Origin of the sequence: Robinsoniella sp. RHS (assembly GCF_001029355.1) — a bacterium.
In the GTDB taxonomy this organism is placed as follows: Bacteria; Bacillota; Clostridia; order Lachnospirales; family Lachnospiraceae; genus Robinsoniella; species Robinsoniella peoriensis.
In genome coordinates this window covers 130,670-145,044 of sequence record NZ_JNGB01000018.1, presented here as the reverse complement: position 1 = coordinate 145,044, position 14,375 = coordinate 130,670, and the positions used below count along the sequence as shown (strand labels likewise).

Annotated in this window: 12 protein-coding genes and 1 riboswitch; all 12 genes read right to left on the bottom strand. The window is 42.0% G+C overall.

All coding sequences use genetic code 11. The features are described from left to right. Positions 1 to 11: 11 nt before the first annotated feature. A complete protein-coding gene (locus tag RHS_RS10115) occupies positions 12 to 1,013 on the bottom strand; it encodes an AraC family transcriptional regulator (RefSeq protein WP_047833103.1) in 1,002 nt (333 codons plus the stop codon). Between the two features lie 246 nt (positions 1,014 to 1,259). Then, positions 1,260 to 4,109 carry an excinuclease ABC subunit UvrA gene (gene uvrA, locus RHS_RS10110; RefSeq protein ID WP_027296741.1) on the bottom strand — a complete coding sequence of 950 codons (2,850 nt, stop codon included), beginning with the start codon at positions 4,107 to 4,109 and terminating at the stop codon, positions 1,260 to 1,262. Position 4,110: 1 nt separating this feature from the next. Beyond that, complete coding sequence (gene uvrB, locus RHS_RS10105; RefSeq protein WP_047833102.1) at positions 4,111 to 6,093, bottom strand: excinuclease ABC subunit UvrB; 1,983 nt, start codon at positions 6,091 to 6,093, stop codon at positions 4,111 to 4,113. A 316-nt stretch (positions 6,094 to 6,409) separates the two neighbouring features. Next, positions 6,410 to 7,150, bottom strand: coding sequence for an ABC transporter ATP-binding protein (locus tag RHS_RS10100; protein ID WP_044296550.1), 741 nt, complete (start codon positions 7,148 to 7,150; stop codon positions 6,410 to 6,412). A gap of 128 nt (positions 7,151 to 7,278) precedes the next feature. Next, positions 7,279 to 8,394, bottom strand: a complete 1,116-nt coding sequence (locus RHS_RS10095; protein ID WP_044296549.1) for an ABC transporter substrate-binding protein — start codon at positions 8,392 to 8,394, stop codon at positions 7,279 to 7,281. 114 nt (positions 8,395 to 8,508) lie between these two features. Beyond that, entirely contained in the window at positions 8,509 to 9,273 is a 765-nt protein-coding gene (locus tag RHS_RS10090) for an ABC transporter permease (protein WP_027296737.1), read from the bottom strand. Next, positions 9,242 to 9,538, bottom strand: a complete 297-nt coding sequence (locus RHS_RS10085; protein ID WP_027296736.1) for a thiamine-binding protein — start codon at positions 9,536 to 9,538, stop codon at positions 9,242 to 9,244. The genes RHS_RS10090 and RHS_RS10085 overlap by 32 nt, the downstream gene beginning before the upstream one ends. A gap of 106 nt (positions 9,539 to 9,644) precedes the next feature. Further along, a riboswitch (TPP riboswitch) is annotated at positions 9,645 to 9,755 on the bottom strand. Positions 9,756 to 9,769: 14 nt separating this feature from the next. Next, positions 9,770 to 10,024, bottom strand: coding sequence for an HPr family phosphocarrier protein (locus RHS_RS10080; RefSeq protein WP_027296735.1), 255 nt, complete (start codon positions 10,022 to 10,024; stop codon positions 9,770 to 9,772). Continuing rightward, positions 10,017 to 10,985: a DNA-binding protein WhiA gene (gene whiA, locus RHS_RS10075; protein ID WP_027296734.1), complete on the bottom strand. Its 969-nt coding sequence runs from the start codon at positions 10,983 to 10,985 to the stop codon at positions 10,017 to 10,019. Before whiA ends, RHS_RS10080 begins: the two co-directional genes overlap by 8 nt. 11 nt (positions 10,986 to 10,996) lie before the next feature. Then, positions 10,997 to 11,854: an RNase adapter RapZ gene (gene rapZ, locus RHS_RS10070; RefSeq protein ID WP_027296733.1), complete on the bottom strand. Its 858-nt coding sequence runs from the start codon at positions 11,852 to 11,854 to the stop codon at positions 10,997 to 10,999. A gap of 2 nt (positions 11,855 to 11,856) precedes the next feature. Continuing rightward, complete coding sequence (gene murB, locus RHS_RS10065) at positions 11,857 to 12,768, bottom strand: UDP-N-acetylmuramate dehydrogenase (protein ID WP_047833101.1); 912 nt, start codon at positions 12,766 to 12,768, stop codon at positions 11,857 to 11,859. Between the two features lie 310 nt (positions 12,769 to 13,078). Continuing rightward, on the bottom strand, positions 13,079 to 14,245 hold the full coding sequence (locus RHS_RS10060; protein ID WP_047833100.1) for an aminotransferase class I/II-fold pyridoxal phosphate-dependent enzyme: 1,167 nt from the start codon (positions 14,243 to 14,245) through the stop codon (positions 13,079 to 13,081). Positions 14,246 to 14,375: the final 130 nt, after the last annotated feature.

Genomic DNA, 14,375 nt, shown 5'->3' with positions numbered 1-14,375 from the left:
TTGACCATTTTTTAGGTTGTGCTTTTCCGGTAATCTCCGGGAGTGCATCCCACAGCAGCCCTGAATTTCTTATAAAAAAAGTTCATATTGTTATATCCGCACATGGTTACAATTTCCGTTACCGGAAGGTCCGTATTCTCCAGCAGGATCATCGCTTTATTTAAACGCTGTTCCTGAACATGCTCTACAAAGCTCCTACCCGTCTTTTCCTTTAGGAGATTGGTCAGATACGCAGCATTGAATCCAAAATATTTCGCCATCCCGCTCAGTGTACAATGTTCATAGTTTTCTTCTATATACGATAATACTGAGAGAATCTGAACATTGTGGGAAACATCCTTTTCTTTTTCTTTGGACGCATCCCGGTAGGTTCTCAAAAGTTCTGTGAAAAGTATGACCATATAACTGTCAAGTACTTCCTGTACTCCCAGGTCTTTATTATAATATTCCAACAGAATCTCAACCATGATCTTTCTGACCCTTGGATTGTTATGTGATGGAAAGTATAAATAATGCTTTTTCTGCTGATTTCTTGTCACCGCTTCCATCAAAAACTGGGATAAGATCCCTTGTTTGGTCATTCGTGACAAAAATGCAGATGCAAAAAATTCTTTTCTCATCAGGATATTCAGTATAATGTCATTCTCACCTGCTTTTTCTATGGAATGCACCACACTGGTATCGAAGATACACACATCTCCTTCCTGACTGACTACTTTTCTTCCTTCAATCATCTGGACACAAGTTCCTGACCACACATAATTCAATTCAATATAGTTGTGGGCATGGGGCTTAATATCCACAAAACGGTCCTGCCGGTTAACACCGATATTCTCATAAGGATTCATAAAATAATCCCCTTCAAATAAATATGCTCCCTTTTCCATGGAACTATATTTACTATATTCTCTATGAATCCTGGGATTTTCAAAATCCACTGTCCCCTTTACCAGATTTTCCTTCTCCTGTTCCGTAAAAGAACGCAAAAAAATATCTAATTCATCTTGAGTCATATTACCTCCTGATCTGTTGCTCATCCAGCTCTAACTTAGAATGTGCCTGAAGCACACTTTAGTAATCATTCTAAACAATATATCGAAGTTCGTCAAATACCTTCCGAAATAATCTCATTTTACCTAAAGCAAAAACCCGGTATCATGCCGGATTCCACAGATAAGTTTTCTTATTATTTATATATAGAAAACTTATCTTGAAAACCAGGATGATACCGGGTTCTGTTTCACCCTTACCGTTTACCACTATGCTTCTTCTAAATTCAGGTATTTAGCTACATACTGTCCGGTATAAGATTTTGGATTACGGGCGATTTCTTCCGGTGTACCACTAGCGATAACGGTACCACCTTTGTCTCCGCCTTCCGGGCCGATGTCGATAATATAATCTGCCGTTTTAATTACATCCAGGTTATGCTCGATTACCACTACCGTATTCCCACCTTCTGACAGACGCTGTAATATCTCGATTAATTTATGAACATCCGCAAAATGAAGACCTGTAGTCGGCTCGTCCAGAATGTATATCGTCTTTCCTGTACTACGCTTACTCAATTCTGTTGCCAGCTTGATTCTCTGGGCCTCTCCACCTGATAAGGTGGTTGACGGCTGTCCCAAACGGATATAGGATAATCCCACATCGTATAGAGTCTCTATTTTCCTGCGAATGGATGGAATATGTTCGAAGAATGTCATAGCTTCTTCCACGGTCATATCCAAGACATCATAGATACTCTTACCTTTATATTTAACATCCAGCGTCTCACGGTTGTATCTTTTCCCCTGACATACTTCACAGGGTACATATACATCGGGAAGAAAATGCATTTCTATTTTCAGGATACCGTCACCACTGCAGGCTTCACAACGGCCGCCCTTGACATTAAAACTAAATCTTCCCTTCTTATATCCTTTCGCTTTTGCATCAGAGGTAGATGCAAATAAGTCACGAATCTGGTCAAACACGCCGGTATAAGTAGCCGGGTTTGATCTTGGAGTACGTCCGATTGGTGACTGGTCGATATCAATCACCTTATCCAGCTGGTCAATTCCTTCGATAGTTACATGCTTTCCGGGTATCACTCTTGCCCGGTTCAAATCCCTTGCAAGCCTCTTATATAAGATCTCATTTACCAGAGAACTTTTACCGGATCCGGATACACCGGTTACGCATGTCATAACTCCAAGGGGAATCTCTACATCTATATTCTTCAGGTTATTCTGTGCTGCACCCACGACTTTAATAAATCCTGCCGGCTCTTTTCTTATTTTCGGAACCGGAATCTTAATTCTTCCGCTGAGATATGCACCTGTCACAGATTTTTTATTTTTCATAATCTGTTTTGCCGTTCCTTCAGCCACGACCTCACCGCCGTGTTCTCCTGCCCCCGGTCCAATATCCACGATATAATCTGCCGCCAGCATTGTGTCCTCATCATGTTCTACTACAATCAGAGTATTTCCCAGATCCTTTAAATTATTTAGTGTACGCAGCAGCTTATCATTATCCCGCTGATGCAGTCCTATACTTGGCTCATCCAGAATATACGCAACCCCTACAAGCCCTGACCCGATCTGCGTAGCCAGACGGATACGCTGTGCTTCACCACCGGATAAAGTTCCGGTTGCCCTTGCCAGTGTCAGATATTCCAGTCCAACATCGATGAGGAAGCCGATTCTTGCTTTAATCTCTTTTAATATTTGATGTCCAATCATTTCCTGGTGTTCTGTCAGCACCATACTATCCAAAAACTTCTGGAGTTTCCGTATAGACATTGCCGTCACCTGAAAAATATTGGTATCGTTAATTGTAACCGCCAGGGCTTCCTTTTTCAGTCGCTGTCCTCCACAGGTCTTACAAGGTGTTACTCTCATAAATGCTTCATATTCCTGTTTCATGGAATCGGAACCTGTTTCCCGGTAGCGGCGTTCCACATTACGGATCAGCCCTTCAAACGCAACATCATAGACACCTTCTCCACGCTGTCCGCGGTAATATACTTTCACTTCTTTTCCATTTGTCCCATGAATGAGCATATGGCGGATATTTTCCGGCAGATCCTGATACGGCATATTCAAATCAAATTTATACTCTTTTGCCAGTGCATCCAGAATCGCTCTGGTATAACTGCCTTTATCAGTACAAGACTGCCAGCCCATCACCGTAATCGCTCCGTCCGCAATACTCAGTGACTTATCCGGAATCATCAGTTCTTCATCAAACTCCATCTTGTATCCCAATCCATAACAATCCGGACATGCACCGAAAGGATTGTTAAAAGAAAAGCTTCGGGGCTCGATCTCATCAACACTGATACCGCAGTCCGGGCAGGAAAAACTCTGGCTGAACCGCACCGGTTCTCCATCCTGGACATCTACTAGAACCAGTCCTTCTGCCAGATTCAATACATTTTCCAGGGAATCTGTCAGCCTTTTCTGTATCCCTTCTTTTATAACAAGACGGTCTACAACAATTTCGATATTATGCTTTTTATTTTTATCCAGTTTTATTTCTTCAGATAACTCATACATATTCCCATCTACACGGACACGGACATAGCCACTGCGCTTTGCCTGCTCAAACAGTTTCGTATGCTCGCCTTTTCTGCCCCGGATTACCGGTGCAAGAAGCTGAATCTTTGATTTTTCCGGCAAGGACATGATCTGATCCACCATCTGGTCCACCGTCTGCTTCGCGATCTCTTTCCCGCACTTCGGACAGTGGGGGATACCAATTCTGGCATACAGCAGACGGAAGTAGTCATAAATTTCCGTAACCGTTCCAACTGTGGATCTGGGGTTTCTGTTCGTTGATTTCTGATCAATGGAAATCGCCGGCGGAAGACCTTCAATACTCTCTACTTCAGGTTTTTCCATCTGTCCCAAGAACTGTCTTGCATAGGATGACAGAGACTCCATATATCGTCTCTGCCCTTCTGCATAAATAGTATCAAATGCCAGGGAAGATTTACCCGATCCGCTTAGCCCGGTCAAAACCACAAATTCATTTCTGGGAATATTCAAAGTAACATTCTTTAAATTATGCTCGTTAGCTCCTCTTATTTTTATATACTGCTTACCATTTTTTACTGCCATTCTATTCTATCTCCTGTAATTGTTTCTTTAGTGTGATCATCTTGTCACGTAAATCTGCAGCTGCTTCAAAGTTTAATTCTGCCGCTGCCTGCTTCATCTGTTTTTGAACCTCTCCAACCAGTTTTTCCAGTTCTTTTCTGCTCATGGATTCCGGATCTTTTTCGAATTCCATTTCATTTTTAGCCACTGCCTTGGATATACTGATAATATCACGTACCGCTTTTTTAATGGTCTGAGGGGTAATTCCATGCTCCTGGTTATAAGCTTCCTGCACGGCACGCCTTCTCTGTGTCTCGCCAATTGCCAGTCTCATAGAATCCGTTATCACATCTGCATACATGATAACATGCCCGTCTGAGTTTCTGGCCGCACGTCCTATTGTCTGTATCAGACTGGTAGCGGAACGCAGGAAACCTTCTTTATCCGCATCCAGAATTGCAACAAGGGTAATCTCCGGAATATCCAGACCTTCTCTTAACAGGTTAATTCCAACCAGAACATCAAATACACCCAAACGCATATCGCGGATAATTTCAGACCGCTCCAATGTATCGATATCCGAATGCAGATACCTCACTTTAATTCCAATTTCCCTCATATAATCTGTCAAATCTTCAGCCATGCGCTTAGTAAGGGTTGTAATCAGAATCTTATTGCCTTTATCTACTTCTTTATTTACTTCTCCAACCAGATCATCGATCTGGCCTTCTACCGGGCGAACTTCAACCTGGGGATCCAAAAGTCCCGTCGGCCGGATAATCTGCTGTGCTCGCAGCAGTTCATGCTGTTCTTCATAATCTCCCGGTGTTGCAGAGACAAACATAATCTGATCAATTTTATTTTCAAATTCTTCAAAGTTCAATGGTCTGTTGTCTTTTGCAGAGGGCAGCCGGAATCCATAATCAACCAAGGTACTCTTTCTGGACTGGTCACCTGCATACATTCCCCGAATCTGGGGTACCGTCTTATGAGACTCATCTATAATCATCAGAAAATCATCCGGGAAATAATCAATCAGTGTATGAGGGGTCGCTCCCGGCTCTAATCCCGATAAATGTCTGGAATAATTTTCAATACCGGAACAGAATCCGGTTTCCTTCATCATCTCTATATCAAAATTCGTTCTCTCGGAAATTCTCTGAGCCTCCAGTAGCTTGTCTTCACTTTTGAAATATGCCACTCGTTCCTTCAGCTCTTCTTCAATATTGGCTGCTGCTTCCAGTATTTTCTCCATGGGAACAACATAGTGGGATGCCGGGAAAATGGCAATGTGCTCCAATGAACTTTTAATCTCACCCGTTAATACATCGATTTCTACGATACGGTCAACCTCATCTCCAAAGAACTCCACTCTTACAGCCGTATCACTGGAATCTGCCGGAAATATTTCAAGTACATCCCCTCTTACCCGGAAGGTACCACGCTTAAAGTCCATATCATTCCGGTCATACTGAATGTCAATCAGCTTATGAACCACTTCGTCACGGTCTTTTTCCATTCCCGGGCGCAGTGAGATTACCATCTCCTTATAGTCTACCGGGCTTCCCAATCCATAAATGCAGGAAACACTGGATATAATGATAACATCATCTCTCTCTGCCAGGGATGTGGTCGCTGAAAGCCGAAGCTTATCTATTTCATCGTTTATGGATGAATCCTTCGCTATATAGGTGTCCGATGAAGGGACGTAGGCTTCCGGCTGGTAGTAATCGTAATAGGACACAAAATACTCCACCGCATTCTCCGGAAAGAACTCCTTAAACTCACCGTAAAGCTGGGCAGCAAGGGTTTTATTATGTGCGATAATCAGGGTTGGTTTTTGTAGTTGCTGGATGACGTTTGCCATCGTAAAGGTCTTACCGGAACCTGTGACTCCAAGTAACGTTTCAAATTGGTTGCCTTCTTTAAAGCCCTGAACCAACTCGGCTATAGCCTGCGGCTGGTCGCCGGTGGGCTGATATTCTGATTGTAATTTGAACTCCATAATGTATTTTACCTCCGTGGTGACCGAAAAAGTATAGGTTCAAAGAATGTCTGTCTTTTGCAGGTTACGCTAATCCTTCACTGCTTTCCAACAATAATCCATCATAATTGCTCACATACTCTTTGTCCTGCAAAATCCGATATTATTCAAATTCGCTTTCTGCAAAAACTTCAGATTCTTTTTTCATCATTATTAACTGTGTCCTAGTATACCACAGCCCACACTATTTTTCAAACATTTGTTTGCTTTTTTACAATATTTCTCATTCCTAAAAAAAGCCATTATATCAAGGTCTCCCTTTATATAACAGCTTTTCTTATTGTTCTAACGCTTTTATAATCTCCCGCTTATAATCCAGAAATGTATCTGTCAGGTTGAAATCAGCCCTTCGGGGCTTTGGCTCCTGTATCCGGATTTCTTTTGTAATCTGCCCTGGCTGCCCGGTTAATAAATAGATGCGGTCTGACAGGATAATGGCCTCGTCTATATCATGGGTGATAAATATGGTTGACAGCCGGATATGTTCCATGACATCCAGATACCATTTATGCATTGCACCTTTTGTAATCGTGTCCAGGGCACTGAACGGTTCGTCCAGAAGTGCCACTCCCTGAGAAAACATATAGGTTCTTAGCAGCGCCGCTCTCTGCCTCATTCCACCGGAAAGCTGGCTGGGATATTTTTTCTCTGTTCCTTCCAATCCAAATTCTTTAAAATAGGAAGATACTTTTTCTCTCGCCGCTTTTTTCCCGATACCTTTTACCAGAAGGGGGAGCGCCACATTATCTTCAATTGTCCGGTACGGAAGCAGCAGGTCTCTCTGAAGCATATAGCTAATGTACCCGGCCTGTCCGGTAATATTTTTTCCATCCAGTAAAATTTCTCCGCCATCCGGTGAAGCCAGCCCTGAAATAACGTTAAAGAGTGTGGTCTTTCCCACACCGCTGACCCCCAGAAGGCAGACCAGTTCCCCTTCACTTACCTCTATTGATACATCTGATAATATCTGTTTATCTTCAAATGCCTTTGATATATGGTTTGCCGCTAATTTTATCATTTTGTCCCCCTGAATCGTGCAAGCTGGCTTGTGCTATTCCTTAATCAGCAGTGTGAAAGCTGTGCTATATCTTAATCAGCAGTGTGAAAGCGATTTTCTTTCACACTTGTCCCACTGAATCGTGCTGCTTATTGTGGTAAATACTCGTTGGAAAAACCGTATCCTGCAGGAATTTCTTTATCTGCCAGCTTGTTTTCATTAAGCCAGCCATAAAACCCATCCCATCTTGCCGCATCGATATATCCCCAGCTCTTTGCATCCGACTGATATTGGTCCTTTAAATATTCCTGGCTCGCCTGAACCAGTTTGCTGTCCAATTCCGGTGCTGCCTTGCAGAGAATATCCGCCGCACCAGCCGGGTCCTTAATGGCATCCTCATATCCCTTTGCCAGAGCCGACATAAATGCCTTTGCTGCATCCGTATTATCTTTCAGAAAATCATTATTGGCTACAATAACAGGGGTATAATAATCAAATACCGGGTTGATATCCTTAAATGCGAAATAATCTGTTGGCAGGTCATTTACCTCTGTAGCAATACCACCCCACGCATAATATACCCATATAGCATCCACCTGTTTTGATTTCAGAGCAGTCACTTCATCTGTTACTGTGCTTGGAATCAGTTTCACTTTACTGAAATCACCGCCATCCTGTTCTACTACATTTGCAATCATCGCTTTTTCTACCGGTAGATCCCAGGTAGCATAAACATGGTCTTCCATCCCTTTGGGTGCGTCCATGCCTTCCCCTTTTCTGGAAATAATTCCGGATGTATTATGCTGGATCACAGCTGCAACTGCCGTTACCGGAAGCGGATCTTCCCTTGCAAATGCAGGAGCCAGCGAATCCTGGAAATCCACGCCAAACTGTGCTTTTCCGGAAGCAACAAGTGCCGTAGCACCATCTTCCGGAGGCTGTACAATCTCAACTTCCAGACCGGCTTCCTCAAAATATCCCTTTTCCTGAGCTACATAGAGTCCGGTATGGTTGGTATTCGGTGTCCAGTCCAGTACAAATGTGAGCTTTGTCTTTTCTCCTGCTGTTTTTGCCTGGCTCTCTGACTGCGCTTCTCCGCCGTCTTCTGCCGTACTGTCCTTTTGTGCTGCAGGATTTTCTGTCTCTACAGCTTGTGTATCACCGGATGCACCGGTTATTTCTCCTTTTGACGCACTGGTTCCGCAGCCTGCCAGAGCCATAACCATAGTCAGGCTTAACGTAACCGCCAATAAATTCTTTTTCATTTGTATTCTCCTCTAAATTCTCTGTTTCAAATATATTCACTAATCGAATTACATTCACTGTTGCAAATATTTGCAAATGTTTTTACTATTTATAAATCACATTTTTTTCATGTATTATTCTAAATGATCCCAGGGCATCAACTTCTTGCGCAGTATTGTTACCAGCCACATCAGAACCAGACTAATTGCTGATATCAGAAAAATTACTGCAAACATTTTATCAAAAGAATAAGCACTCCGCACCCGGGTCATGTATACTCCAAGCCCCTGAAATCCACCCAGCCATTCCGCAATCACTGCTCCCACTACAGAATAAGAGACTGAAATTTTAAGACTTGTAAAAAAATTGCCCAACGCACCGGGAAGTTTCACATAGCGAAAAATCTGTCCCTGGCTTGCCCCCATGGATCTCATAAGATTCATGGTATCTTTATCCGCCGCCCGGAAACCTTCTAAAAGTCCCACTGCAATCGGGAAAAAAGTTACGATTACAATCAATGTAACTTTCGGCGCAACATCATATCCCATCCACAATACTAAAAGCGGTGCAATGGCAATTGTAGGGATCGTCTGGGTAATCACCATGATCGGATAAAATGCCTTATACACCCCTTCAAAACGATCCATCAACACCGCAGCCAGAAATCCGGTCAATATGCCGATTCCCAGACCCAGAAAAGCCTCAATCAGCGTTGTCCCCAAATGCATCATCAATAAGTTGAAATCACTTACAAATGCTTTGATGACAGCCACCGGCGACGGCAGCATAAAAGAAGGCACCAGTTCAAATGATGATGCCGCCTGCCATAAAACAAGCAAAGCCAGGATCGCACTGATACAATAAAGCTTACTGGTGATGCTTTGTAACTTTCTTTTCAATCGTAAGTACATCTCCTTCCGGCTTATAGGAAACTTTAATATATGCCGCAACAGACGGTGCACCTGCGCGTATTGCAATGTGCTGGCATTCTTTGATAATATCCATTAACTCATCATAATCACCTTCGATTGCAGTCTCAAAAGGTCCTACATAATAATTTAAACCCGTGCTTTTAATATACGCAATTACTTCATCTACAATACGGATTAATTCCTCATCATTTTTTGCTTCCGGTAAAGTTTGGATCGCTACACTTGCATTCATCTTTCATTTCTCCATTTCTTATATTATTATTTTATATAAAACAAAAACCCTATCTACTCGATAGGGTTTTATCAATCAGCTGCAATTTATCTAAAGTTACGAAAACTGCTCCATTGGTATATTTCCCTACGCTGGTATGATCCAGATCAGGTTATGGGTCTAAACATTGGTGTAGTTTACTCTCAGCCGGGTTCTCCCGACTCCCCTTATTTCTTGTTGCTTTTATAATTATTATTTGCTGCTTAAATATTTTTCAATATTGTTCATAGCTTCCTGCTCATCGCTGCCTTCTACAATGACATTAACATTTTCACCTGCTACCAGGCCCAAAGTCATCATACCCATTATACTCTTAGCATTCACTTTCTTGTCACCACATTCTACATGGATATCGCTCTCATACTGGCTTGCCACCTGCACCAAAAGTGCTACCGGTCTTGCTTCCAATCCACTTGGAATCTGAATTGTGATAGGTTTTTTAATCATAATGTTTCTCCTCCTTGTTCTCTCTTAGCTCATCCGCTAAATTGCTTAATTTTCTCAATCTATGATTTACTCCTGATTTTCCAACTTGAGGTGTTAACAACATTCCCAATTCCTTTAGTGTCGCATCCGGCTGGGCTAACCGTAGTTCTGCCATTTCAGCCAATCCTTCGGACAGACTCTCAAATCCTGCCGTTGACTGAATATACTTGATATCTTCTATTTGTTTTACTGCCGCGCTGACTGTTTTATGAATATTAGCCGTCTCGCAATTAACCTTTCGGTTCACCTCGTTGCGCATGTCCTTCAAAATCCGGACATTCTCTAAATTCATAAGTGCCACATGTGCCTCCATGATATTCAATATATCGACTATTTGTGCGCCTTCTTTAATATAGACAACATAATATTTCTTTCTGGCTACGATTTTGGCATCCAGATCGAAACTATTTATAATCGCCTGCAGCTGTTCTGCCTTATGTATGGTCGTGCAGACAATTTCAAAATGATAAAACTTCTGCGGATCACTGATCGAACCTGCTGCCAGAAAAGCGCCTCTGATAAATGCCCTTTTACAGCATGTGTTCTGAATCACCATATTATTCACTATGGAAAGATTTTCTTCTACTTCCATATCCTTATTCAGGAGCTTGGCAGCCTTCAAAATCATAAGTGAATCTTCGTGTCGTTTTACCAAAACCATATACACGCGGCTTTTTCTTACAGACACATTCTGTCTGATAGAAACCTCCGTCTCTATATTAAAGGTTTTTCTCAATAAAGTAAAGTACTTTCTTGCGACTGCGATATTTTCTGTCTGGATTCTTACACTGTATTTGTCTTTGCTGGAGATGGATATACCACCGCACATACTTATGATTGCGGTAATTTCTGCAATTTGGCAATGTCTCGCGCTGCTGGACTGTCTTGATAATTCTTCTTTGACATCGCTTGAAAAAGACATAACACACCCTCTTATCTATTAATATCCCTGTGTTCTATTTTCAGTCCGTATTCATCCTTGGGACCAAGGGTTTCGAACAGCCTGTTTGCCAATGTTACTGAACGGTGTTTTCCTCCCGTACAGCCAATGCTGATGACCAACTGGTTTTTTCCTTCTATAATGTAATTCGGTATGAGAAATTCTACCATATCGGTCAGTTTATTCAAAAATTCATGTGCTATGTCATATCCCATAACATAGTCCTGTACTTCCCTGTCATTTCCGGTCTTGTGCTTTAACTCTTCAATATAGAAAGGATTTGGCAGAAAGCGTACATCAAATACCAGATCTGAATCACTTGGTATCCCATATTTAAAGCCGAAGGATAAAATAGTAATCATGATATTTTTAAATTCCTGGTTTTGCACAAATATCTTATCCAGTTCCAGCTTCAGCTCCCTGGTCAGCAGCTGACTGGTATCCAGGATATAATCCGCATGCTGTTTTAAGAAAACCAGCTGTTCCCGCTCTGCGGCAATTCCCTTATCAATTCTGCCGTTTTTTGCAAGTGGATGGGCTCTTCTGGTTTCCTTGTAACGTTTCACAAGAACTGCATCTGCCGCATCCAGAAAGAGGATCTCATAATGGAATCCTTCTATTACCATTGACTCCAAAACATGTTCCAGTTCCTTTAATGCCCTGCCGTTTCGCACATCTACGCCCATTGCCACTTTATTTATCTCGTTTCCCGGTGTACAGGCCAGTTCTGCAAACTTACGCAGGAGCTGTATTGGCAGATTATCTACACAAAAATAACCAACATCCTCCAGCATCTTAAGCGCCGTACTTTTACCTGCTCCGGACATTCCCGTAACAATTACGAATCTCATCCTTAGAATTCTCCTAATCTTTTCACTTCCGGCTCTAATGTCACACCGAACTGTTCTTTCACACGTCCGGTAACTTCATCCATCAGTGCCACAATGTCTCTGGCAGAAGCATTCCCTTTATTAATCACAAATCCACAATGCTTTTCTGAAACCTGAGCATCTCCAACGGAAAATCCTCTCAGTCCTACATCCATAATCAGCTTTCCGGCAAAATACCCTTCCGGCCGTTTAAACGTACTGCCGGCGCTGGGGTACTCCAGAGGCTGTTTTGTAACTCTTTTATTTTTCAATTCTTCCATGAGGCTTCGGATCTGGTCCGGATCACCTTTTTTTAATTCAAGACTTACTTCCAATACAATATCATTCTGTCTGGCTACCAGACTGGTTCGATACCCTAACTGAAGTTCCTGATTTGACAGCTTTTGAATGCTGCCTTCCTGTGTCATGACCGTGGCAGAAAGAATTACATCTTTCATTTCTCCGCCATAGGCACCTGCGTTCATAACTACCGCACCACCGATTGTCCCAGGAATCCCTGATGCAAATTCAAATCCGGTAAGTCCTGCATCTAAAGCTTTCTTAGCTACTTTCGACAACAAAGCCCCGGACTTTGCAGTGATCTGCGTTCCTTCTATTATAATATCACTGTAATTCTTAAAAATTTGAATAATGACTCCGCGATAACCTTTGTCACCCACCAAAAGATTACTGCCGTTTCCTAAAACATAAAACGGCTCTCCGGTGTTCTTACACACCTGCACCACACGTCCAATTTCATCTTTGGAATGAGGCAATACATAAAAATCTGCCGGACCTCCAATTCGGAAAGTGGTATGTTTCTTCATTTCTTCATCTACATGTACATTGTCACTTCCGACAATCTCACACAACTGATTATACAAATCCTGATTCACTTTTTACCCCTAATCTGTTTTTATATCCAGTACCATATATACCCTTAAACCGGAAAAATAGACCAGCAATTTGACCGGCTGCCCGGTATCGTTGTACCGATTTATAAAAGTCATTTTATTTGGCCTGTACTTTACTCCCTATAATACAATAAAGAGGGCTTTATTTCAAGCCCTCTTTTTGATGGATTTCTCTTACTATGTGAATTTTACAGAAATATATTCTATCATTAAGTACTTTTAAATGTTCTCCTTGATACAATAAATGTAATCTATAAACACTAAGTAATACGAAGTAAATTTATCAGACTATTTATAAGATCCCACTGGCCCGAATACTCTCCACAATCTCCTCTATCCGCTCCACATTCTCCACCAGGGCAAATCTCACATATCCTTCACCCAAAGTTCCAAAGCTGCTGCCCGGTACACAGATGACGCCGGATTTTTCCATCAGTTCCATTACAAATTCATTCGAATCTGTATAACCATCCGGCAATGGCGCCCATACAAACATTGTGCCCTCACTGTCTGGCACATTCCAGCCGATGCTGCGAAGTCCGCCGCAAAGCGCCTGATTTCTTTTTTCATATTCCCGGCACTGCTCTTCTACCATATAAAACGGTCCATTCAGTGCTGCCGCTGCCCCATATTGAACAGGCAGAAATACACCGTAATCGATCTGGGTTCTGACCGCCCGGAATTTCTCGATAATTTTTTTATTTCCAATGGCAAAGGACATTCTGGCACCGGTGTAGTTAAATGATTTAGATAGGGAATAAAATTCAACACCTACTTCTTTTGCCCCTTCAAACTGCAAAAAGGAACCTCCTTTTCTTCCGCCATAAATGATATCGGAATAGGCATTGTCATGTAAGATTACAATTTCATACTTTCTGGCAAATGCGACCAGCTCTTCATAAAAACTGTCAGGAGCAACTGCGCAGACCGGATTTGCCGGATAATTTACTACCATAAATTTTGCGGCTTTTGCTGTTTCTTCCGGAATTTCATCCAGCCGGGGTAAAAAATTATTTTCTTTGTATAATGGATACTGTATTGTCTTTGCATCGCATAGGGATGGACCAATATTGAATATAGGATATCCAGGATTCGGAACCAGCACCACATCCTGCGGGTTGCACAATGTCCATGCAAAATGTGCCATTCCTTCCTGGGATCCATTCATGGACATAATTTCATCCGCTTCCAGCGCAACCTGGAATCTTTTTTGGTAGAAGTCCTGTACAGCCTGTATAAGCTGCGGAATATCTACCAGGGCATATTTGTAGTTGTCCGGGTCTTTTGCAGCCTCAGATACGGCTTCTATGATGTGTGGAGCGGTTTTAAAGTCCGGTGTACCTACCGAAAGATTATATATTTTCTTTCCCTGCCTTATTAACTCTTCCTTTTTTTCATTGAGCACGGCAAATATTCCCGCTTGAAACATATTTGACTTATTGGAAAATGTAATATTCATAACGTTTTTAACCCTCTTTTCTCCGATGTATGTGACACTACTTAACTAATTTACCTGATTAGCTTTTATTTGTTCATTTTCAATAAATTTATGGTTCAAATACACATGCAGTATCTGCTGTATATTTGAA

Excerpts from the sequence above, each read along its gene's own strand:
- RHS_RS10060 (WP_047833100.1), bottom strand. The coding sequence starts at position 14,245 with ATGAATATTACATTTTCCAATAAGTCAAATATGTTTCAAGCGGGAATA.
- RHS_RS10080 (WP_027296735.1), bottom strand. The coding sequence starts at position 10,024 with ATGATTAAAAAACCTATCACAATTCAGATTCCAAGTGGATTGGAAGCA.
- RHS_RS10095 (WP_044296549.1), bottom strand. The coding sequence starts at position 8,394 with ATGAAAAAGAATTTATTGGCGGTTACGTTAAGCCTGACTATGGTTATG.
- uvrB (WP_047833102.1), bottom strand. The coding sequence starts at position 6,093 with ATGGAGTTCAAATTACAATCAGAATATCAGCCCACCGGCGACCAGCCG.
- whiA (WP_027296734.1), bottom strand. The coding sequence starts at position 10,985 with ATGTCTTTTTCAAGCGATGTCAAAGAAGAATTATCAAGACAGTCCAGC.
- RHS_RS10085 (WP_027296736.1), bottom strand. The coding sequence starts at position 9,538 with ATGAATGCAAGTGTAGCGATCCAAACTTTACCGGAAGCAAAAAATGAT.
- rapZ (WP_027296733.1), bottom strand. The coding sequence starts at position 11,854 with ATGAGATTCGTAATTGTTACGGGAATGTCCGGAGCAGGTAAAAGTACG.
- uvrA (WP_027296741.1), bottom strand. The coding sequence starts at position 4,109 with ATGGCAGTAAAAAATGGTAAGCAGTATATAAAAATAAGAGGAGCTAAC.
- RHS_RS10100 (WP_044296550.1), bottom strand. The coding sequence starts at position 7,150 with ATGATAAAATTAGCGGCAAACCATATATCAAAGGCATTTGAAGATAAA.
- RHS_RS10115 (WP_047833103.1), bottom strand. The coding sequence starts at position 1,013 with ATGACTCAAGATGAATTAGATATTTTTTTGCGTTCTTTTACGGAACAG.